At 43.9% G+C, this 21,521-nt stretch carries 18 protein-coding genes; 6 read left to right on the top strand and 12 right to left on the bottom strand.

The window, feature by feature from the left end:
• Window positions 1-6: 6 nt before the first annotated feature.
• From C7H79_RS02030 to C7H79_RS02010, 5 genes are all read right to left on the bottom strand, one after another.
• Window positions 7-1,872, bottom strand: a complete 1,866-nt coding sequence (locus C7H79_RS02030; RefSeq protein WP_242447095.1) for a TonB-dependent receptor plug domain-containing protein — start codon at window positions 1,870-1,872, stop codon at window positions 7-9.
• 333 nt (window positions 1,873-2,205) lie between these two features.
• Window positions 2,206-4,062, bottom strand: coding sequence for an ABC transporter ATP-binding protein (locus C7H79_RS02025; RefSeq protein ID WP_106705625.1), 1,857 nt, complete (start codon window positions 4,060-4,062; stop codon window positions 2,206-2,208).
• Between the two features lie 8 nt (window positions 4,063-4,070).
• A complete protein-coding gene (locus tag C7H79_RS02020) occupies window positions 4,071-5,312 on the bottom strand; it encodes a TraB/GumN family protein (RefSeq protein ID WP_172592322.1) in 1,242 nt (413 codons plus the stop codon).
• A 276-nt stretch (window positions 5,313-5,588) separates the two neighbouring features.
• Window positions 5,589-6,965, bottom strand: coding sequence for a glycoside hydrolase 100 family protein (locus C7H79_RS02015; protein ID WP_172592321.1), 1,377 nt, complete (start codon window positions 6,963-6,965; stop codon window positions 5,589-5,591).
• Between the two features lie 20 nt (window positions 6,966-6,985).
• Window positions 6,986-7,252 carry a hypothetical protein gene (locus C7H79_RS02010; RefSeq protein WP_106705624.1) on the bottom strand — a complete coding sequence of 89 codons (267 nt, stop codon included), beginning with the start codon at window positions 7,250-7,252 and terminating at the stop codon, window positions 6,986-6,988.
• A gap of 229 nt (window positions 7,253-7,481) precedes the next feature.
• Between C7H79_RS02010 and C7H79_RS02005 the strand changes: the two genes are divergently transcribed.
• Window positions 7,482-7,925, top strand: a complete 444-nt coding sequence (locus tag C7H79_RS02005; RefSeq protein WP_106705623.1) for a hypothetical protein — start codon at window positions 7,482-7,484, stop codon at window positions 7,923-7,925.
• A gap of 35 nt (window positions 7,926-7,960) precedes the next feature.
• On the opposite strand, the gene C7H79_RS02000 is transcribed toward C7H79_RS02005, so the two are convergent.
• The 4 genes from C7H79_RS02000 to C7H79_RS01985 are packed head-to-tail and all read right to left on the bottom strand — an operon-like array spanning window position 7,961 to window position 12,132.
• Complete coding sequence (locus C7H79_RS02000) at window positions 7,961-9,625, bottom strand: hydrogenase maturation protein (protein WP_242447094.1); 1,665 nt, start codon at window positions 9,623-9,625, stop codon at window positions 7,961-7,963.
• Window positions 9,626-9,671: 46 nt separating this feature from the next.
• Entirely contained in the window at window positions 9,672-10,730 is a 1,059-nt protein-coding gene (gene hypE, locus C7H79_RS01995) for a hydrogenase expression/formation protein HypE (RefSeq protein ID WP_106705621.1), read from the bottom strand.
• Window positions 10,730-11,878, bottom strand: a complete 1,149-nt coding sequence (gene hypD, locus C7H79_RS01990) for a hydrogenase formation protein HypD (RefSeq protein WP_106705620.1) — start codon at window positions 11,876-11,878, stop codon at window positions 10,730-10,732. Before hypD ends, hypE begins: the two co-directional genes overlap by 1 nt.
• Before the next feature lie 23 nt (window positions 11,879-11,901).
• Entirely contained in the window at window positions 11,902-12,132 is a 231-nt protein-coding gene (locus C7H79_RS01985; protein WP_106705619.1) for a HypC/HybG/HupF family hydrogenase formation chaperone, read from the bottom strand.
• A gap of 75 nt (window positions 12,133-12,207) precedes the next feature.
• Between C7H79_RS01985 and C7H79_RS01980 the strand changes: the two genes are divergently transcribed.
• Window positions 12,208-12,783, top strand: coding sequence for a L,D-transpeptidase family protein (locus C7H79_RS01980; protein WP_242447093.1), 576 nt, complete (start codon window positions 12,208-12,210; stop codon window positions 12,781-12,783).
• A gap of 271 nt (window positions 12,784-13,054) precedes the next feature.
• Window positions 13,055-13,345 (top strand): Lpp/OprI family alanine-zipper lipoprotein, encoded by a 291-nt coding sequence (locus C7H79_RS01975; RefSeq protein ID WP_106705618.1) that lies wholly within the window; start codon window positions 13,055-13,057, stop codon window positions 13,343-13,345.
• 97 nt (window positions 13,346-13,442) lie between these two features.
• Here the strand turns inward: C7H79_RS01975 and C7H79_RS01970 are convergent, their stop codons facing one another.
• On the bottom strand, window positions 13,443-14,429 hold the full coding sequence (locus tag C7H79_RS01970) for a L,D-transpeptidase family protein (protein WP_242447092.1): 987 nt from the start codon (window positions 14,427-14,429) through the stop codon (window positions 13,443-13,445).
• 666 nt (window positions 14,430-15,095) lie between these two features.
• Between C7H79_RS01970 and C7H79_RS01965 the strand changes: the two genes are divergently transcribed.
• From C7H79_RS01965 to C7H79_RS01955, 3 genes are all read left to right on the top strand, one after another.
• Window positions 15,096-16,304, top strand: a complete 1,209-nt coding sequence (locus C7H79_RS01965) for a porin (protein WP_106705616.1) — start codon at window positions 15,096-15,098, stop codon at window positions 16,302-16,304.
• Window positions 16,305-16,421: 117 nt separating this feature from the next.
• Window positions 16,422-16,862: a hypothetical protein gene (locus C7H79_RS01960; RefSeq protein WP_106705615.1), complete on the top strand. Its 441-nt coding sequence runs from the start codon at window positions 16,422-16,424 to the stop codon at window positions 16,860-16,862.
• 87 nt (window positions 16,863-16,949) lie between these two features.
• Entirely contained in the window at window positions 16,950-17,444 is a 495-nt protein-coding gene (locus C7H79_RS01955) for a DUF2806 domain-containing protein (protein WP_106705614.1), read from the top strand.
• Here the strand turns inward: C7H79_RS01955 and C7H79_RS01950 are convergent.
• Both C7H79_RS01950 and uvrA read right to left on the bottom strand, forming a co-directional pair.
• Window positions 17,428-18,699 (bottom strand): glycerate kinase type-2 family protein, encoded by a 1,272-nt coding sequence (locus tag C7H79_RS01950; RefSeq protein ID WP_106705613.1) that lies wholly within the window; start codon window positions 18,697-18,699, stop codon window positions 17,428-17,430. The genes C7H79_RS01955 and C7H79_RS01950 overlap by 17 nt on opposite strands.
• Window positions 18,696-21,515, bottom strand: a complete 2,820-nt coding sequence (gene uvrA / locus C7H79_RS01945) for an excinuclease ABC subunit UvrA (RefSeq protein WP_106705612.1) — start codon at window positions 21,513-21,515, stop codon at window positions 18,696-18,698. Before uvrA ends, C7H79_RS01950 begins: the two co-directional genes overlap by 4 nt.
• Window positions 21,516-21,521: the final 6 nt, after the last annotated feature.

Raw genomic sequence — 21,521 nt, 5'->3', positions numbered from 1 at the left:
GCCATATCAGAAGTGATAATCCAATCTGAGACGCACAGTGCGGCCTGGCTGCAAAAAAGCGTTTTGCCAGTTGGTATCAGCGGCCGGGTGCAGATAGTTTTCATTAAACAGGTTATAGAAACTGAGCGATGCTTCTAATCCTTTTATGCGAGGGACATCGGTCACTAAATTAAGGTTGGAAAGCACATAGCTGTCAGTATTAGAGCCGTCAAGCGTTTTACGTTTGCTATAGTATTGCAACTCATAGCCGGCTCGCAGACCAGCGATCAACGGTATCGGGGTCGAGATATTGATTTTGCCCAGATGATAGGGCGAGTTAGGAAGGTGCGAATCTTGTTGTTCGGCGCTCTGGAAACCATAACTACCGCGAAAACGTGCTCCCCAATACCAGGTTTTATCGAGCGAGAACTCAGCCCCTCTGGCTAAAACTTTTTTCGACGTGGATTGATATTGTGAGAATCCGCTAAACGGATCGATTCCTAACGTAATCAGATTGTACATATCCCAAGCATATACGGTAGCACGCAGATTCAAGTCGGACAGCGGGCGATAATCAGTGACCAATTCGGCCGTATCAATGGATTCACTGTGTAAACCCGGATTAGCCACCTGAGATACGCCATCGTGGTAATCACGCTCAAACGAGTTCGGTGAGCGATGAGCACGGCCGTACAGAGCTTTAAGAGTGGTTTTTGGGGTTGCCTGCCAAATTATTGCTCCTCTTGGACTTAGCCGGCTACCAATCCAATCGTTGTGATCGTAACGTAATCCTGCAGTAACCGATAAGCTATCAGTAATGCTCCATTCATCTTGAGCATATACACCGACTCGTACAACTGAGCTCTTAATTGCGACATTCTCGTCTGGGTTATCAAAATTCTGAAAAGCTTGCTTGATATGGGTGTTATTTTGATATTCGACACCGAGCATTAGCTTGTGATTGGTGATCGCAGTCGACAGAAGACGCAGCTCTAGCCCATGCCAGTCGCTAGGGCCAGTAGTTAAAGTTTTCTCACCACCGTAAAAAAGAGGATTTTCATAGCGATATTGACCGAGAAACAATCGTCCGAGTACATTTAGAGTGTCATTGGAAAAATTGTTGTTGTACTGAATTTGGGTATTGAGACGGCGATCGCGCTGAAATTGGCCGGCTACCAGCGGATCTGAAAAAGATATGCCTGTGGGATCTTCTTTGCGTCGATTGCCATAAATAAAATCAAATGAAATCGGGCCATGCGAAGCACGTGCAAACATTTGTTTGACGTTTTCTCCATCCAGACGATGTGCCACTCCAGAAATTCCAGTATCACCAAATTCGAAGAAGTGGTCTGCTCCCCGAGATTGCAAACCGGAAAATGAGATTAACGCATCTGTGCCATTGTCGAATTGCTTGCCTAAAGTGACGCGTTCCTGAGGCATGATTTCAGCTGTTTGATATGAAGTTGAAATTTCTGCACCTTTGATATCAGCACCTTTTCGAGTGATGATATTAACTACTCCAAGCATGGCATTCTGACCGTAAACAGCGCTGCCCGGTCCGGGTATAAATTCAATTCGTTCGATCAGGTCAATATCGAGGGGAAAGTCACGTCCCGTGGGCCCCTGATCATAGGTCGCATCATTGATGCGGTTGCCATTGATTGTTACTAGTACGCGAGTATTGAAATCTCCGGGTAGGCCAAGACCGCGTGTGCCCAGATATTCATATTGATAATCATATGTGGTATGAATGCCGGGAAGGCTGGCCAGTGCTTCGCCTAACGTGCGCCAGCCATAGATTCTAATATCCTTACGAGTAATGACGCTGACAGCGGCGGCGACTTGCTGTTGTTTTTGCTCATACTTTGAAGCGCCTACGATATTGATATTCATCAACTGTTCCAGGCTCAATTGCTCTAAGTTTGCTGTAGCAAAGACCGGAAGTATTTGTATGGAAGACAGCCCGAATAGCAATCCCGCTTTTGCAAAACAATGGAGGATAAGCGAGTGGAGTTTTTGTGGAATGGGCACGATGAGTAGCTTGGTTTAAAAATGCTATATTTAAGCATGCCAAGCGACTTCTCAAAATTCGAGAAACAGGAGTTATATTGCCTTAAATCATTAAAGGATACGGATAGTGTCTGTTTTGCTTAAAATAACCAAGATTCATATAAAATAACATTATTACAGTGTGTTATATGGATTGTGTTTTATATATCGAGTTAACTAAGACGGATTATTTTCCAGTAACCCAAGAAATCCACCTGATTGATGATTCCATAATTGTGCATAAAGCTGGTTATTGGCAATAAGTTTGGCATGACTGCCTTGCTCAACGATGCGGCCTTTATCAAATACAATAAGCCGGTCCATGGCGGCGATCGTTGAGAGTCGGTGCGCGATGGCGATCACCGTTTTCCCTTCCATAAGCTGATAGAGGCTTTGCTGGATACTGGCTTCGACTTCAGAATCCAAAGCCGAAGTAGCTTCGTCGAGTACTAGGATGGGTGCATTTTTTAACAGCACGCGAGCAATGGCAATGCGTTGTCGCTGACCACCCGATAGCGTGACACCACGCTCACCGACATGAGCGTCATAGCCTGTGCGATTCTTGATATCTCTCAGCGATTGAATAAATTCGTGCGCCTGGGCTTTTTTGGCGGCTGCAATCATCTGATCCTCGGTCGCATCCGGTTTTCCAAACAGGATGTTGTCGCGCACCGATCGGTGCAGCAACGAGGTATCCTGCGTCACCATGGCAATATTAGCACGCAGGCTATCCTGCGTTACCGTGCGAATATCCTGTTTGTCGATGGTGATGCTGCCTTGCTGGATATCGTAGAATCGTAATAGCAGATTGACGAAAGTCGATTTGCCAGAACCTGATCGACCTACAATGCCTACTTTCTCACCAGCTGCAATATGCAGGTTCAGATCATCAAAAATGTTGAGATATTCGCGATGTTCCGAGTGGTAGGAAAAGGAGACATGATTGAACTGAATGGTTCCTTGATGTACTTGTAATTCGCGGGCATCCGGTGCATCGGTGACAAGTTGTGACTTGGAAATCGTATTGATGCCATCTTGTACTGTACCCATGTTCTCAAACAGCGTATTAACTTCCCACATGATCCAATGTGACATGCCAGTCAGCCGGATAGCAAGACTCATGACGATTGCTATGGCACCCGGTCCGATGTCGCCTTGTAGCCAGATCATGAGGCCCAATGCACCCGTTGCGAATACCATCATCATATTGATGATCCAGACACAAAAATTCAGGCCAGTAGATAAACGCATTTGTGGGTGCACGGTTGCCATGAATTCTTCCATTCCTGCCTGAGCGTATGCCGATTCACGTTGACTGCGTGAGAACAGTTTCAAGGTCAGGATGTTGGTGTAACTGTCAACAATTCGACCTGTCATGAGTGCGCGTGCGTCGGCTTGTAAGGTTGATATGCGTTTTAAACGTGGGACAAAATATGACAGGATGGCAATATATAAAGCAAGCCAGACCAGCAAGGGTAAGCATAAAATTGGATCTGCATTGATGACCAGGAATAAGGTGGTGGTCAAGTAAACCGATACAAACAGCATGACATCAATCAGTTTGAGTACTGTTTCCCGGACGGATATTGCAGTTTGCATGACTTTGGTCGCGATACGGCCACTGAATTCGTGCTGAAAGAATGCATAGCTCTGGTTAAGCAGATAGCGGTGTGACATCCAGCGTACACGCATGGGAAAGTTGCCCATCAGGGTTTGGTGGATAACTAATGAGTGCATTAATACTAGTAACGGTATTATTATCAGAATAAAAATTGACATGCCCAGTAAAGTTAGCCATTCTTCTTCTAGAAAGCGCTCGGTTTTCCTTTCCGCCAGCCAGTCGACCATTTGTCCAAGAACGCTGTAGAGCATGGCTTCACTGACTGCGAGGCAGGTAGTCAGTATCGCCAGTAACATAAGATAAAGTTCGATCCCCTGCGTGTAGTGGCGGCAAAACTGATATAACCCCTTGGGTGGTTCAATGGGGTGTTCGGGAGGATAAGGGTTGATCAGGCGTTCAAAGAAGCCGAGCATAACCGTCTTTAGCTTGAGCTAAGCTGCTCGAAAATTCTGAATCCAGCGACATACGTGCCAATCGCGGAACCCAATGTTGATAAGATAAAAATCAGCAAGATGCGAGTTACTCGATTGCCCCACCAGCCTTTCAATGTGGTCGTGTCAGTTCTGAGCCGGTTAAAATCACCTACTTCTGGTTTGCGCAAATAGGTTTCAACGGCAGCCACTACCATACCTGCGCCAATGGTTGGATTGAGTGAGGTTAGCGGAGCTGCTAGAAAAGCGGTCAGAATCGAGAGCGGATGCGCAAAAGCTATCGCGGCACCCAGTGCCGAAAGGCCGCCATTGATCACGATCCAGCTAACAACCATAGCTGTGCCCAGCTCAGGACTGCGCGTAAAACCAATAACAAATCCAGTGAGAATGAGCGCAACAATCAGCCATGGGATAAATTTAAGCCATGGCGAGGAAGGAGGAATAGCATCCAATTGCATAATTCGTTCATTCGGATGAGTGATGCTTTGTGTTTCAAGTTGCTGCGCCATGCCACTTAAGTGGCCGGCGCCAATTACCGCCAGAATATGCCGATAGTTGTTTTCTTTGCTTTCTTTGAGAAGACGCGCGGACATGTATTCATCTCGCTCACTGATGAGGGGACGAAATAAATCTTTTTCATTCTCGGCGAACTGTGAAAAGGAGCTTTCCAAAACATCACCTTCTTTGAGCTTTTCAATTTCCTCGGCGCTGAATTTTTCTTTGCTGATCACACTGCCTATCAAACCGGCAAAAAGATTCATGCGTTTCCACCAGGGAACATTATGATAAATCCGCTTCAGAGTTGTGCCGATTTCTCGATCTATCAATAAAACCGGTAACTTTGCAGCCTGTGCATCTTTGATGGCGACACGCATTTCAGCCCCTGGCTCAATACCGAACTGTTCTGCCATGCGTTGCTGGAAAGCGCCTAGTGCGAGACTGGCAGCCACCATGCTGGCTTGACCTTTTTTGATTACTTGGAAAAGATCCATTTTAGCCATAGCATCAGGGTTGACGATAACTTTATGTCGACTTGGGCACAATTCAACCGCTACTGCATCATATTTTCCTGTGGCAATTAATTCCTGTACCTTATCCGCGCTTGCTTTCGAGACATGCGCAGTTCCCAGCAATGTGATGCTGCAGTTATTCAGTTTGACAGTTTTGATCGGCTCGACGTGAATGCTAGATATGCCGAATGTTTCAACAGTTTGTTCTTCAATATTGACCATGGGTTATTGGATAAAATAAATCATAAAGGAAATGGCTGATGATACCAGTATTGCATAACTGTAGTTATCAAGACGATAGCCAGAGTAAATAAAATTAGGTGAGGATGTATGGCTGAGCATAAGCGTTGTAGATATAGCCGGTTTTAGTACTCATTGTTGCCAGTTATAGCGCGCCTGTACTGCTTGAACTAATAGTTGGTATGGTATTTCAAACAAAACTATCGCTGAAAACTCTCTGAGCGCTGGATTCATCGCTTGTTTTTATGTTTTTGTTTGTCAGTCGCAAGCCCTAACAGTGGTCTGAGATTCAAATTTAAGAAGATCCAGGTGTTCTGGTTGTTCAAGTATTTGATAAGCTGCCAGAAATCCAGCTATTGACCAAGTCTGGAAGCGGCGGGCTTCCTTTCCAACCAACTGACCATAGTGCCCATCAAAGTATTCGGGCCAATGTTCGCTGGCAAGTCTTTTGGCGGCGGAATTCAGTGCACGTATGGCTAATGCTGGGTGGCCGGATTTTTGCGCAGCTGCCGCTAACAACCAGAGTAAGGAAGGCCAATTACCACCATTGTGGTATGACCAGGCAGAATTTTTCGGATCGGCTCCTGTTACGATTTCCCAATCATAACCTTCCAATGCGGGATAGCAGATTTTAACAGGCATCTGACCAATCAGGTCATGCCAGCGTTGCTCGATCAATGTCATGATTTTGTGTGACTGATCCTGTGTTGCCAGTGACGAAACGATTGCCAACAGGTTGCCTTGAGCAAAATAGCGGAAGTCCATGCGGCCTGGGTCAACGTTACCGGCAAAATAGCCTCCTTCTGCGGGTAGCCAGTCTATCAGCGCTGGTTTGATCGTGCTTGGCTGGATATTGAAAGTATTCAAGATCTGGCTACCATATCCATCAACTTTGTAACGATAAATCATGTTGAGCCTGTCAAAATCAAGCCAGTAATAATGATGCAGGTGATCACATAGATGCGTTAACCGTTCTGTAATTGAACGATGGTAGTAATCGTCTGCGACGAGAAGTTCTCGGGCAGCGGATAAAGCGGCAAAGAGTAAAGACTGAAGATCAAAAGGGTAGCCATAAACACCCATGCGGCGATCGATCATGTAAGCGCCATCAGAGACAAGTAATGTCGGGCGCATGTCAAAGCGTGATTCCAGAAAAAGCTCTAAAGTCAATGTTATGGCCTGCTGAAATGCAGGCTGTTTAACAAGCGTAGTATCTCCGCTGGCGCGAACGTATGCGCGCAGGATTATCAACCACCAAAGTCCTGAATCTACTGGCGACACGCGTGCAATTGATTTTTCGCCAAAATCAGCTTCAAGTTGTGGAATACCATCTGATTTGACAATCTTGAAACTGGCGGGCATCAAGCCTTTGCCAGCCATGAAACAATTCATATATTTTACTTTTCCCTGCGGTTCGACCATGATAGTCAGGAAGTTACGTACTATCTTGGTTTCCCCGTGCATCAAAAAGGCCAATGCGGAAACCGCGAAATCCCTCACGAAGCATTGATCATAATTAAGAGTATCGCTAGCCGGGTCGCGCGCCGCTATGGTTCCAACGGGTTGACCTTTATACTCAATGACTGAATTATTTAGTTCGCACCATGCGTTTTCGATCAGTTTTATATCAATCATGTTTATTGGTTTTCCATTTTCTAGTCACCCAAAGGTGATTTTTCTGCGTTACTAATGAAGCCAGCATCTGTTCCATCCTGTCCTAAGCTTTCGCTTCTGACTATACACACATCAAAAAGGGCGGCGTCTTTCGATTGCAGCGACAACATTGGCAGTTCCGAAACGCGAAATATCGCACGATGGTTTTTATTGGCGCAGATAATCCGTAACAATTCAAACCACGATACTTCTGTCCATGCTTGCTTAGCGATCCCAATCGAAGCTGGAAACTGTTTCGACAATAACATTCGCGGCTGATATTTGCGTTGACAAAACGCTATCGCGGTATGAATGGCTCATAAGCCGATATAAACAACGCCATCATTCCGGACACCGCGCGCAGCCATGCCTGTTGTTCAATTGACTGGCGAGCCGGTATATTTTTTGCCTGCAGATATCGGTGTACAATTCATAAAAGTAAATGTTATTGTAATAGTTATTTGCTAGCATAATAAATTCGAGAGGAAAGTAACTGTTATGAAAAAGCTTTTTGCTAATGTATTTTTTACTGTAGCTATAATGCTGTTTGGTTGTGCCTCTTCATCAGAAAAACATCATGCGCCTTATGTATCACCCGCACAATTCCAAACTTATAGTTGCAATGAATTATTGGTTGAGATTGAGCGAATTCAAACCAGAGTCAGTCAGTTAACAGGTAAATCAAATGATAGCGCTCCGACCAAAGATAAATGGATGCTGGGTGCGGATTTATCGCTTTCCTGGGAAGCATTATTTGCGCTGGCGGAAACTAAAGAACAAGAAACTGAATATGCGCAACTTAAAAGTGAATATGATGCGATACAGCAATGGGCAAGTATTAAGCAGTGCCTGAGTGTGATTCCTCCTGCTGAAAGACCTCCTGAGTTTGATCCGGATCTAGTGGATAAATTTATATTAAACCCTGTCGCCAGTCAAAGATAGTTGTGCTGAGGCAGTAAGTTACTGAATGGATTTTTTTAAAGGCGGCGATGCTGCGCAAGATAGCGTGGTGTCCAGGCGTGCGGAATTTTGTACACGAAATGATAACGGGCAACATGATAGCTGGGGTCAAAACCATAGAAATTGAGTTGCATATGCTCAAGCTCATGATTACGGTAGCTTTCTAACGGTTTCTGTTGTTCGTCCGATTGGCGCCGCTGTATTTTTTGCTGTATGAGCGAAGGAAAATTTTGGCTGGCTGCGAGTGTCTCTGCAATATTCATTATTTTTTTTCTGAAATCTTCCAGATTTAAAGTAAAGCTGCCATCAATCAATCCGATATGGCTGGCTTCCAAGGATCCGACAGGAAGTCTGTTATGTATCAATGACTTTGCATTGGATGCGTTGACTCTTCTGGGTAACAAATAGGTCCAGTACTCCGAACCATAAAGATTGCCCATGCTTTTATAATGTGGATTCAGGATGATACTTGCGCGAGCAAAAATATAGTCAGCAGCCAGTGATAAAAAAACTCCACCGGCACCGGCATTGCCTTGTAGTGCTGCAATTATGAGCTGTCGATTGCTAGTGATGATGGCTTGTACCAAATTGTTCATAGCATTGATATTGCGCCAGGATTCATCGGCAGGGCTGGAGGCATTTTCGATATGATTAAGATGAATGCCGTTACTCCAGTAATCAGATCCACCCATCAGCACGATAACACGAACATTGCGTTTAGTCGCTGCCAAGTATGCATCTCGCAGGCGCTCACATTGTGAAGTGTCCATGGCGCCGTTATAGAATGCAAAATGCAGGTAACCGACCTCATTTTTCTGCTCAAACCAGATATCTCGATAAGTTTCATGCAGCTTTAGTGCAAGTGGATCGGAGGGTATTTCCGGCACATTATCAAGGTGGCTTTTCAAGGCGCTGGTGGCAGACAACTTAACCGTTTGTTCAACCTCATTTTTATGTTTTAAATGACCAATCCACACTGCACCATCGATAGTGGCGCGACAAATCGCATTATTACGCTTAGCTATTATGGTTCCAGGCTCTCCGATCATATTTTCTTCATTGCAGGCATCAAACAAATAATAAGATTCACCAAACAGTTTATCAAGTACTCCGGGAAATCCGTCGGCAGCATGAATTTTTCTTATAACAGTGGATGTCGCGTCCCGTTGCCAGTCGATGCTGCGATCAATTTGCCGCATCGAGGCATTTAAGCGCCCGCGCACTTCAGAATGTGAATAATCCAGTGGAACAGGTCGATATGAGCCTGATAGAAAACGTTTTACTGCTGTCAGAACCGCGATGGTTGCCGCTTCAACGACTTCATGCCTGTATACGCTGCTTTTTCTGGCAAAGCGCATCGGAAAGACTTCTGTCGCCCAGATATCGCCGGCATCCATTTCAGCGTTGGCTTGTAATACCGTCACTCCCCATTCTGACCGGCCTTGCATGATTGCCCAATCAAGTGCGGATGGGCCGCGATCTCCGACAACTCCTGGATGCACTATAAAACAGGTAAGTTTGCGCCAAATGGTTTCAGGAATGGCGCGTTTAAGAAAGGGTGCAATAATCAGATCAGGCTGAAACAGATCGACAGCCTCGCAGGTGACAGCATCGTTGATATCAAATTCAATCGACAGATCGTGTCCGAGTTGTGCTAATTCAACAAATAAACGTTGTGTCAAACAGTTAAAGCTGTGTGTTAGAAACAGGATTTTCAATTTTAAAGGCTTAACAGATGCGTGGTAATTGCTCGCCATTTAACCAGTCAACAACGCGTTTGCCACCAAAACGGGTTTGCATTTGCACAAAGCAATGCGTATCTTCGATAACTTCGCCAATTATGGCGGCATTATTGCCAAGTGGATGAGCTTGCATCGCGTTCAGCAAATTCTCGGCATCCTCTGCGGCGCAGATTGCAATGAGTTTTCCTTCATTGGCGATATACAATGGATCAAAACCGAGAAATTCGCAGGCAGCCTGAACTTGCTCAAGAATAGGCAATTTATTTTCGTATAGCATCATTCCTACTGATGATTGCTGCGCGATTTCGTTCAGTGCTGAAGCCACTCCGCCGCGCGTGGGGTCACGCAGAACATGGATGTTTGATGTCGTACTAATCATCTTGGCTACCAGATCATGCAAAGGGGCGGTATCGGATTCAATGTTGGTTTGAAAAGACAAATTTTCGCGCCAAGCCATGATGGCAATTCCGTGATCTCCCAAAGTTCCGGATACTAAAATTTTGTCACCAGGTCGTGCATTTTCGCAGGAGATATATATACCCTCCGGCACCATGCCGATTCCGGTTGTGGTAATGAACACACCATCGCCGCTGTTCTTTTCCACTACCTTGGTATCGCCGGTAACAATGGGTACTCTAGCTGCTTTTGTTGCTTGCGCCATGGAATCGACAATGCGCTTCAAATCAGCTAGCGGAAACCCTTCTTCCAGAATAAAACTGGCAGCCAGATAGCAAGGTTTGGCGCCGGACATGACGATGTCATTGATAGTGCCATGAATCGATAAGCTGCCAATATCTCCGCCAGGAAAAAATAAAGGCGTTACGACATGGCTATCTGTAGACATTACCATGCGTCCACCAAAAACTGGAAAGCAGGCTTGATCATTCATTAATCTTAAGAATTCGTTATCGAACGCGGCGACAAACATCTGTTGAATCAATTGTGCCATTGAGCGTCCGCCGTTACCATGAACCATCTCGACACACCCGTGTTTCAGGTCGAGAGTACGCTTGTAACCAGGTTTTACTTTTCCGTTATTGGGCATTAATTATCCTGTGTTACAGAATGATTTTTTTCTCGAAAACGACCATAACTGTAATGAGCAGCGCAAGCACCCTCCGAGGATACCATGCAGGAACCGATCGGATTCTCGGGGGTGCAGACTGTACCAAAAATCTTACAATCCTGTGGCCGTTTGACACCGCGTAAAATGGCACCGCACTCGCAAGCTTTGTTATCGGCGATCGATAGCGCAGGAATTTGAAAACGACATTCAGCATCAAAATCAGCATAGTTTGCTTTGATTCTTAGCGCGCTATATGGTACTAATCCCAGTCCACGCCATTCGAATATCCGCCGCAATTCAAACACTTCGGCTACGATCGATTGTGCTTTGATATTTCCTGTCGGTAAAACCGCGCGAGTAAACTCATTTTCAACCTCTGCGCGACCTGAATTGATTTGTCGTATGAGCATTAGTATGGCTTGCATTACATCGAGTGGTTCAAAGCCTGCAATAACAACGGGTTTCTGGAATTCTTCGGCAAAATATTCGTAAGGTTGACTACCAATTACAACGGAAACATGTGCCGGTCCGATAAAGCCATCCAACGACACCACACCAAACTCACGGATTTCAGGTGACTGCAAAATATGTGAGATCGCTGAAGGTGTCAGGACGTGATTGCAAAATACCGTGAAGTTATTCAGGCCAAGCTCTTGAGCCTGTTTGATAGCAATAGCTGTGGGCGGTGTGGTAGTTTCAAATCCAATCGCAAAAAATACTACTTGATGTTGTGGATTCTCTTGTGCAATTTTTATTGCATCAGTACTGGAGTATATGATACGTACATCTGCACCCCGTGCTTTTGCTTTTTGTAAATTCATGCCGTTTGCAGCAGGTATGCGCAACATATCTCCGTAGCTGCATAATATCAGCTCGGCTGTCTGAGCTAATTGAATTGCATTTTCCACGCGCCCTATAGGTAAAACGCACACTGGGCAGCCCGGACCATGAATCATATGCACATTGTCTGGCAATAAATCGACTAGGCCGAAACGTGAAATGGCGTGTGTATGACCGCCACAAAATTCCATAAAATGGTAATGACGTCGAGGATCTGCTTCAGCTGCGATACTGGTAGCGATGTTGTGTGCTAAGGCACCTTCTCGAAATTCGCTGATGTACTTCATGCCGGATTGTTCGCTTTATCAAATTAGAGATTTCGGTTGAGGGAGGACATTTCAGCAAACATTGCCAGAGTCAGTTCTGCCTCTTTCTGATCCAGTTTTTGTAGTGCAAAACCTGCATGTAAGATAACATAATCTCCGGGAATAACATCTTCCACGAGTGCTAGCGAAATTTCTTTGCGTATGCCGCTTATATTCACGAACGCATGATTATTCGCTGTTAATTGCTCAACGCAAGCAGGAATAGCGAGACACATAGACACTTAATGTGAGTTTCTAGAAGCTGAAATTATGACATAATTAATCATCTAAACTAACTGATAGACTTGAAAGTGATTCGGCTAAAAACTTTTAAATATTATTTTGAAATTTTGATAATTGGATTGCTTGGCTTTTCAGTTATGCAAAATACTGTTCGAGCTGATAATGGAGTATGGATTGATGTGGATACGACTGAGCAGACATTGTCAGTGATGCAAGGTAATATTGTTCAAGCAGTTTTTGAAAATGTCGCCATTGGTCGTTATGGTACTACTTGGTCCAAGGTGACAAAAGATGACAAAACACCTTTGGGTAGGTTCAAAGTCGGCTGGGTTAATGAAAAAAGCCGCTATTATCGTTTTTTTGGTCTGAATTATCCCAATTTTGATACGGCAAAACGCGCACTGGAAGAAAACAGGATTGATGAAGAAACTTGGTTGTCAATCGTGGAAGCAAAAAGTAGAGGCAGAACACCCCCTCAAAATACGCCGCTTGGTGGATATATCGGAATACATGGTATTGGGAGAGGTGATCAAGAAATTCATCATAAATACAACTGGACGAATGGTTGTGTTGCACTGACAAATGAACAAATAGACCTGCTTGGTAAATGGATTAAACCTGGTATGTGGGTGAACATCCGTTAGCAGTAACGCTCAAAACCCATATGGCTTACATGATTTTGTTGTTAATTACTTGAATTTAAGTCTATTGGTAAATGTGCAATTTTATTATGTACTTAATGTATCACTTGTTATGCTTGTAGCTAAACTGCTGAGAAGTTTGTCATAAAATCCATTTATTTTGCGAAAGAAATCGGATAAGATTCCAACGCGTTGCTGGTATTTAGTATCAGTGGCTGGTAAAGTTGAAAATGTTTGTGCGTATTGAAAAGAATAAACAACTGAGGAGATCGGAATGAAAGGAAAAATTCAGCATCCAGTACGTATGTTAACGCTGGCAGTAGCGGCAGGTGCTTTTATTGGATTGACGGGTTGCGCGACGACTGGTCAATTAGAAGAATTGCAAAATAAGCATAATGCTGATGTTGCTTCAGCAAAGGCTGATGCAGCTGCAGCTAAACAAGCTGCGGATGCTGCCAATGCAAAAGCAAATGATGCGTTACGTGTTGCAGACGAAGCAAACAGACGTTCAATGGATACAGAATCAAAAATAGATCGTATGTTTAAGAAGGCTATGCATAAATAGGCGATCAATAGTATTTATGCAAAAAACCCCTCTTCAGAGGGGTTTTTTATGTGCCTGTAATTATTGAGTTGTTACTTTATACAGTTGGCGTAAAATATCAATGACTGAAGTTTTGTGTATGAAGTTGAGTTTGAGAGCGTGAAATTAAAACGGGTATACCACTTTTTTCAATAATTGCTCTTTTTAGGATTTTCTGATCAATTTTAAAATCTATCGAAATATTTCTTTTGCTACTTTCTAATAAGAGAAATTCATTAATTGCATTGATTACTATTTGTTGGTAGTTGGTATATTTTGATTCATCTTCTTCTAGTGCTGGATGAAGTTCAATGAAAAGCGAATCTAATAACCACCCAAGTTTAATGGGTTGATTGACCACTTGTACTTGTGTGCCAACCGGAACTTTGTCAAATAGTGCTTCAATATCCTCCGGATACATGCGAACACATCCAGCAGAAACGCGCATTCCCACGCCAAATGGCTTGATAGTGCCATGTATTAGATAACTGCCACTACCTATACTTAATCGCATAGCATGTCGTCCCAGTGGATTGGTTGGGCCTGGCGGTACTATACTAGGGTAGGGCTGCTCACCATTTGCAATTCTGTCCATTTGAATAGATTTTGGGGGTATCCAGGTAGGGTCTTTCTTTTTTTCAATTATTCTAGAAATACCCAGAGGCGTTACCCAATCCATTCTGCCTATTCCAACGGGGTGGGTAATGACAGTTGGTTTTTCCCCTTTTTTAGGTTCGGGAAAATAATAAATTCTCATTTCTGGCAAATTTAAAACTAAGCCCTTGCGCTCGGCCTGAGGAATAATGTAGCGGCTAGGTAGGATAACAGTGGCATTATCTTCAGGTAGCCAGCGATCAACATTAGGATTGGCCAACAAAATCTCTATTTGACCAATATCGTATTGTCGAGCTATATCGAGCAATGTTTCTGAACTGCTTGCATGCATGGTTCTTATTTGACCGAAAATATCAATGTCGGGTGGCGGAAGAGTCCATGTTTCAGCTCGAACAATGGTGATCGTAAAAAGAAAGGTTATGGCAGGGAAAAATAGATGAATTTTGTTCATGATCATGTCATAACAACATCATTAGAGTTAGTGTGGAAACTGAAATAATAACCGAAACTTTCTTTTTAGTAATATGAATAACGTGCATAATTAGATGACATTTGTGAAATTTGGCAAAAAATGCAAATATTCAAGCTGTTCTCCTAATTGCCGATATTATTTGATTTGATATGCAATATGAAGTTTCTAGCTTAACTATGTTTTTTGAAGGGTAATTTTGGCGTTCCGCGAACAAATTTATCGGAAATTTACAGATTCAAACTGAAAGTTTTGAGCTTTTCAGCTTGAATTGCAAATATTCTTTGCAATTTGTTTCGCATCATAGGTGTGAGATCCGCATTAAGTGATGTGTGGCGTGTAAGTGTATATTTTATATGTTATAATTAAATCTAATGCTATAGTGAAAAGATGGAATTAAGAGAGAAAAGAATATTCAGGATAATATTATAGTCAGAAAAACAACAGGAGTGTTGTTTGAGTGCAACAAGATGGTGGTTAAATTTCTAAAATATACTCGTTTTTCTTGCAGAATACTGATGTGTTCGGCACAATCAAATCAAACCCTCCGAGTCGGGGGGTCCGGACAAGCGGGGTGCATTCCACTGGAGTGTAGTAGGGCAAAAAAGGACGGCCCCAATCGTTTTAACATTAAAGGAGAACTTCCGTATGAAGAAGAAACTTATATCGCTGGCAGTAGCTGGCGCACTTGCAACCCCGATGGTTGTGTTCGCACAAGGAACGAATGTAACACTTTTCGGTAGTGTGCAAGCTGAGTACGCTACAGTCAACAAAGATGGTCAAAGTAGTCAAGCCCTCATCGGTGATGATACAGGTCGTTCAAGGATGGGGATGCATGTCACTGAAAATTTGGGCGGTGGCTTGAAAGCAAAAGCGCATGTTGAATATGGTTTTAGTACCGGTAGTGGTGCATTAGGTATTGCACGGGAACGTTGGGTAGCGTTAGCGAACGATAGTTGGGGTGAGGTGAAGTTCGGTCGTGTGCAATCACCCTTTAAAGATTTTGCCGGCGGTATGACGATTGATCCTTTTGCATACACGACTCTCCAGGCTTCTGGTAGTGGTGGTACCATGACCGCTTCAGCCAATGGCTTGGGTTCTGGTGCGCAAAGTTTTGTAAACAGTGCTGTTCGTTATGATTCACCAAAAGTTGAAGGTTTTAGCTTTTCAGGTTTGTTAATGCCTGGTGACGCGAACCGACTAGATCCGGCAAATGTTATTTCTCCATCAAGTACTTTCCAAGGAAGCCAGTCCAATTCAGGTGGTGAAGATGGTGAATGGGACTTCCAGGTTGCAGGGAAATATGAAGCGCAAGTTGCTGGTCATAATCTAGGTGTATTTGGTGGCTACTCTCGCGATAATGTTAGTACGCGGCAAAGAACTGGTAATGTAGGTTATCCAGCGGTAAACAAAAATGAACACGTTTGGCGTGGTGGCGCAATGTGGAGCTTTCAAAACTTTAAGCTAAGCGGCCAGTATGAAAGGATTACCAATGCAATTGGTGCTGCTTCTTGTTCCAATGCAGCTGCCTTAGGTAATCCAGCAACAGGTGCGCCAGATACGCGTGGACAATGTAACTCAGCAATGAATTTGGGTGGCGATGGTGATATTTGGTTTGCAGGTGGTCAGTATGACTGGGGCAATACCAGCATTATCGCTCAAGGTGGTATGGCACGCGCCGACGCAACAGGCCTTCAAGCAAAGCGTGATGTAGATAGCTTTACTGTTGGTATGATCCACAATCTCAGCAGACGGTCGAGCTTGTTTGGGGGTTATCAGCGCGCAATGGTTGATGATAAGAATGCTATATTCAAAGATAGCAACACCTATTCGGTAGGTATGCGCCATAACTTCTAAACCAAGTTAAACTTGTAAAAAAGGCACCGATGGTGCCTTTTTTATTGTCAGAAAGAAATATAATCAATCTTTATTATTTACTAAATATCGATTGATGGTTATAGGAGATTTTCAAGTATGAGTATGAAAAAATGGACTGATGAAGAACTTATTTCTACACGCGATAATCTTGAATCCTGGAACAAACGAAGCAATAATTCCGGTTCAAAAATGTGGCTATTTACGGCCATTTTAGGAGCATTTGCGGTTTCAACGGGAGTTGTATTTATCTTTTTCGATGGTATCGACGTATTGAGTATCCTGTTAATAATTATGGGTACCATTACTTGTATTTCTTGGTATAAAAGTGAAAAGCAACGCAAAGATAATATTGCATTTCTAGGTGAAATTAATAGAGAAATTAAATCTCGAAAAATCAAAGTGGAACCAAAATCAAAGTATAAAACAAATGATCAAGCAAATGAAGTTGAGCGCGCAGAATCAACCGAGATGAATATTACAAAATCAGCAACAGAAGCAATGAATTCAGAGAAGATTAAAGAAAAATCGGATAAATAGATTATTATTGAGAATCATTATGTTAATTTTAAATTAAGTCGATTATTCATTTGTGAAAGAGACCCTGAAAACAAAAAATCGTTACTGATGGATAATGCAAATGTACCATCGAACTTAACTCAGAAAGATAAATATATTTTTTCGGTGTTATGTCAATTTTCATGGATTCAAGGTGAACCATTGCCACTTATTTTTGACTTTGAAGATGAGGTTTACTCAAGGCAAGGAATCACTTTGCCGACATTAAGGCATCTTGAGAATGTTGGCTTAATTGCATTCGAAAGTGGAGGATTTGTGAAAAAAGGCTTGGGTAAACATACGCGACTCTTCTATTGTGGAAAGCCAACGAAAATAGGTTTCCAAAACGCTGAGAATAACTTCTTGGATTTGGGGCATGTGTTATTAACTGCGCGTGGCAAGGAGTTAGCCTTAACTGTTCCAGTAATCAGAAATCAGCAGTTTTATGAATATGTCATACGCCGATGGTTTGAGCAAGGATTGGTATTGTCATCTATACAAATTGGCCGTAATCGCAAATCAAATTTCGTTGACAGCGTATGTGCAATTAAAGAGCCAGAATAGCACGATAATCATTAACATTCGTATATGTGGGACCGGTAATAACCAGATCGTTTAATTGCTGGAAGAATGTATAGGCATCGTTATTGGATAGAAATGATACGGGGTCCAAGCCAAGCTTATTTGCGCGCATTAGAGAGTCCGGTGAGATGAGCGCTCCAGCATTATTTTCAGTGCCATCCAATCCATCTGTATCGCATGCCAATGCATAAACTTTTTCAAGAGCGGAGAGCTCGATTAATAGTGACAATAAGAACTCAGAGTTGCGACCTCCTCGACCACTGCCTTTCAGGGTTACAGTAGTTTCTCCACCCGATAATAGAGCCAACGGCGGCTTCAGCGTTTGCGGATATCGCTTTATTTCTCTGATTAAGGCGGCATAACTTTTGGCAATCTCTCGGGATTCTCCAGTTACCGTATCGCCAAGTATTAAAGTATTTATCCCGTGCTTTTGGTAATAATATGCTGCTGCGGATAGGGATTGATGCGCATTTGCAATGATTCTGTTTTCGACCTGATTGAAGATGGGAGAACCGGGCTTGGGAGTCTCAGAGATAACACGTTTTTTGCCCGCCAATAGTATTTGTCGCACAGTTTTCGGTACATCCAAATGATAACGATCCAGTACATCGAGCGCATCGGAAAATGTGGATGGGTCGGGAGAACAAGGACCGGATGCGATATGAGTTGCTTCATCCCCAGTAACATCGGAAATAATTAAAGCCAGTATCGGAGCTTTGCAAGCGGCAGCAAGCCTCCCACCCTGGATTGCTGATAAATGTTTGCGGACAATATTAATTTCCTGAATACTTGCTCCGCATCGCAACAACTGTTGGGTGGCTGCCTGGAGGTCATGCAGTGAAATGCCTTCGATTGGCAAAGATAACAGACTGGATCCGCCGCCGCTGAACAAACAAAGTAATAAATCCTCGGATCTTAAAGTTTGAACTGTTGCGAGAATTTCTTGCGCCGCTTGTTTACCTTTCTCATCCGGGATTGGGTGCCCGGCTTCAACGACTTTGATTTTATGCGTGGGTAATGTGTGTCCATATCGAGTGATAACCAGGCCATCGAGTTGAGCGACCGCAGGCCAAGTATTCTCAACCACCGACGCCATTGCGGCAGATGCTTTGCCAGCGCCAACAACAAATGTGCGACCCAGAGGCGGAGGAGGAAGATGCGATGACACGATATGAGTGGGATCAGCTGCTTTAACAGCTACTGCAAAGCTTTCCAGCAAATAGCTGCGCGGGTTCATTTTGCCAGCATGGATTGCAGATAATGACCGGTAAAACTATTCTTGTTGGTTGCTATTGCTTCTGGCGTGCCTTCTGCAATAATACATCCGCCACCATCTCCACCTTCCGGGCCTAAGTCAATAATCCAGTCGGCTGTTTTAATGACATCCAGATTATGTTCAATGACAACCACAGTATTACCGTGATCGCGCAGTCTATGTAATACTTTCAGCAGCAGATCAATATCCTGGAAATGCAGGCCAGTTGTGGGTTCATCCAGAATATATAAAGTTCGACCGGTGTCGCGTTTGGAAAGCTCCAGTGATAACTTTACCCGTTGTGCTTCACCTCCGGATAGTGTAGTGGCGGATTGTCCCAAGGTGATATAGCCGAGGCCAACGTCCAATAATGTATGTAACTTGCGCGCAACCACTGGCACTGCATTGAAAAACTCAAAGGCATTTTCCACAGTCATTTGAAGGATTTCAGTGATATTTTTTCCTTTATACTGAATCTCCAGGGTTTCACGGTTATACCGATGGCCGTGGCATACATCGCAGGTAACATAGATATCTGGAAGAAAGTGCATTTCCACTTTAATTACGCCATCACCCTGACAGGCTTCGCACCGCCCGCCTTTGACATTGAAGGAAAACCGGCCTGGCGCATAGCCACGTTCGCGTGCCTGAGGCACGCCAGCAAATAATTCACGGATCGGAGTGAACAATCCGGTATAAGTTGCAGGATTAGAACGAGGCGTACGTCCAATGGGGCTTTGATCCATATTGATAACCTTATCAAAAAAAGCCAGACCTTCAATATGCTGATAGGGCGCCGGTTCGGCATTGCTGCCATAAAGATGACGAGCTACCGCTCGGTGTAATGTTTCATTAATGAGTGTGGATTTGCCGGATCCAGAAACTCCGGTAACGCAAACAAAGAGACCTAAAGGTAGAGTCAGCGTGACATTTTTAAGATTATTTCCAGTTGCCCCATCAATTCGAAGTATTCGTTCATCATTTGGAGAATGACGCTTTTCCGGTATCCTGATTGATAATTTACCAGATAAAAATTTGCCCGTAAGAGATTCATTATTTTCCTGGATAGATTGCGGTGTGCCTTGAGCGACAATGAATCCGCCGTGTTCGCCGGCACCCGGCCCCATATCCACAACATAGTCTGCAATCTGTATGGCATCCTGATCATGCTCAACCACGATGACACTATTGCCTAGATCACGTAGTTTTTTAAGTGTATCGAGCAGACGACCATTGTCACGTTGATGCAAACCAATGGAAGGTTCATCTAATACGTACATCACGCCCGTTAAGCCGGAGCCAATTTGACTGGCCAAGCGGATACGCTGAGATTCCCCACCTGATAACGTTTCTGCGGAGCGATCCAAAGATAGATAATCTAGTCCGACGTTGTTAAGAAATTGTAAACGATTGGAAATCTCCTTGATGATACGCTCCGCAATCGCTTGCTTGTGACCCGAAAGTTCGACGTGATCAAAAAATTGCTTGGTCTTTTTGAGTGGGAAAGCACTGATCTGATAAATCGCCTGTCCTGCAACATGCACATGACGCGCCGCCTGACACAGCCGCGTACCTTGGCAGTCCGGGCAGGTTTGTGCATTGAGATACTTAGCCAGTTCTTCTCGCACGGTTTGTGATTCAGTTTCTTTATAACGACGGGTCAGGTTGGGAATGATTCCTTCAAAAGGATGGGTTTCCTGTTGTTTGCGACCGCTTTCAGTCAGATAGGAGAAATGTATTTTCTCTTTGCCGGAGCCATGCAGGATAATGTTGCGAATAGCCTCGTTCAGTTTCTCAAATGGAGTTTCCAGATCAAAATGATAATGTGCAGCAAGACTTGTTAATAGTTGAAAATAAAATTGATTACGCCGATCCCAGTTTTTTACTGCACCAGCAGCCAGTGACAGATGAGGGAAAGCTACAACTCGTACAGGATCAAAGAAAGTGATCTGTCCCAAGCCGTCACATTTATGGCAGGCACCTAATGGATTGTTGAATGAGAATAATCTGGGCTCCATTTCAGACAACGAATAACTGCACACAGGACAACTGAATTTAGCAGAAAACAGATGTTCATGGCAGCTATCCATCTCTACCGCCAAAGCACGCCCGTCGGAATGGCGTAACGCCACTTCGAATGATTCAGCAAGTCGCTGTTTGGCATCCGGAGAAACCTTCAAGCGATCGATCACTACTTCAATGGTATGTTTCTTAGTTTTCTGTAACTTTGGCAAAGCATCGATTTCATAAACTTCGCCGTCAATTCGTAAACGAATAAAGCCTTGTGCGCGCAGTTCATCAAATAACTCAACCTGTTCACCTTTGCGCTCCACGATTAATGGAGACAGAATCATCAAGCGTGTGTCAAGCGGTAGCTGCAATACATGATCCACCATTTGCGAAACACTTTGCGCGGTCAAAACTATATTGTGTTCAGGGCAGAAAGGATCACCCACGCGTGCGAATAACAAACGCAAATAATCATGAATTTCTGTGACCGTCCCAACTGTCGAACGTGGATTATGCGAGGTAGCCTTTTGTTCGATGGCGATCGCGGGAGAAAGCCCTTCAATCAAATCGACATCCGGCTTTTCCATCAACTGAAGGAACTGCCTTGCATATGCAGATAGGGATTCCACATATCGACGTTGACCTTCCGCGTAAAGCGTATCAAATGCAAGCGATGATTTGCCTGATCCTGATAGACCGGTAATAACAACAAGCTTGTTACGTGGTAGATCAAGATGGATGTTTTTCAGATTGTGGGTGCGCGCGCCGCGTATTTTTATGGATTCCATGAACTA

This window comes from Nitrosomonas supralitoralis (assembly GCF_003011925.2).
In the GTDB taxonomy this organism is placed as follows: Bacteria; Pseudomonadota; Gammaproteobacteria; order Burkholderiales; family Nitrosomonadaceae; genus Nitrosomonas; species Nitrosomonas supralitoralis.
This window is presented reverse-complemented; position numbering and strand designations above follow the sequence as displayed.

Coding starts and splice junctions, on each gene's coding strand:
- C7H79_RS02030 (WP_242447095.1), bottom strand. CDS start 1,872: ATGAATATCAATATCGTAGGCGCTTCAAAGTATGAGCAAAAACAACAG.
- C7H79_RS02025 (WP_106705625.1), bottom strand. CDS start 4,062: ATGCTCGGCTTCTTTGAACGCCTGATCAACCCTTATCCTCCCGAACAC.
- C7H79_RS02020 (WP_172592322.1), bottom strand. CDS start 5,312: ATGGTCAATATTGAAGAACAAACTGTTGAAACATTCGGCATATCTAGC.
- C7H79_RS02015 (WP_172592321.1), bottom strand. CDS start 6,965: ATGATTGATATAAAACTGATCGAAAACGCATGGTGCGAACTAAATAAT.
- C7H79_RS02010 (WP_106705624.1), bottom strand. CDS start 7,252: ATGTTATTGTCGAAACAGTTTCCAGCTTCGATTGGGATCGCTAAGCAA.
- C7H79_RS02005 (WP_106705623.1), top strand. CDS start 7,482: ATGAAAAAGCTTTTTGCTAATGTATTTTTTACTGTAGCTATAATGCTG.
- hypE (WP_106705621.1), bottom strand. CDS start 10,730: ATGCCCAATAACGGAAAAGTAAAACCTGGTTACAAGCGTACTCTCGAC.
- hypD (WP_106705620.1), bottom strand. CDS start 11,878: ATGAAGTACATCAGCGAATTTCGAGAAGGTGCCTTAGCACACAACATC.
- C7H79_RS01985 (WP_106705619.1), bottom strand. CDS start 12,132: ATGTGTCTCGCTATTCCTGCTTGCGTTGAGCAATTAACAGCGAATAAT.
- C7H79_RS01975 (WP_106705618.1), top strand. CDS start 13,055: ATGAAAGGAAAAATTCAGCATCCAGTACGTATGTTAACGCTGGCAGTA.
- C7H79_RS01970 (WP_242447092.1), bottom strand. CDS start 14,429: ATGAACAAAATTCATCTATTTTTCCCTGCCATAACCTTTCTTTTTACG.
- C7H79_RS01965 (WP_106705616.1), top strand. CDS start 15,096: ATGAAGAAGAAACTTATATCGCTGGCAGTAGCTGGCGCACTTGCAACC.
- C7H79_RS01960 (WP_106705615.1), top strand. CDS start 16,422: ATGAGTATGAAAAAATGGACTGATGAAGAACTTATTTCTACACGCGAT.
- C7H79_RS01955 (WP_106705614.1), top strand. CDS start 16,950: ATGGATAATGCAAATGTACCATCGAACTTAACTCAGAAAGATAAATAT.
- C7H79_RS01950 (WP_106705613.1), bottom strand. CDS start 18,699: ATGAACCCGCGCAGCTATTTGCTGGAAAGCTTTGCAGTAGCTGTTAAA.
- uvrA (WP_106705612.1), bottom strand. CDS start 21,515: ATGGAATCCATAAAAATACGCGGCGCGCGCACCCACAATCTGAAAAAC.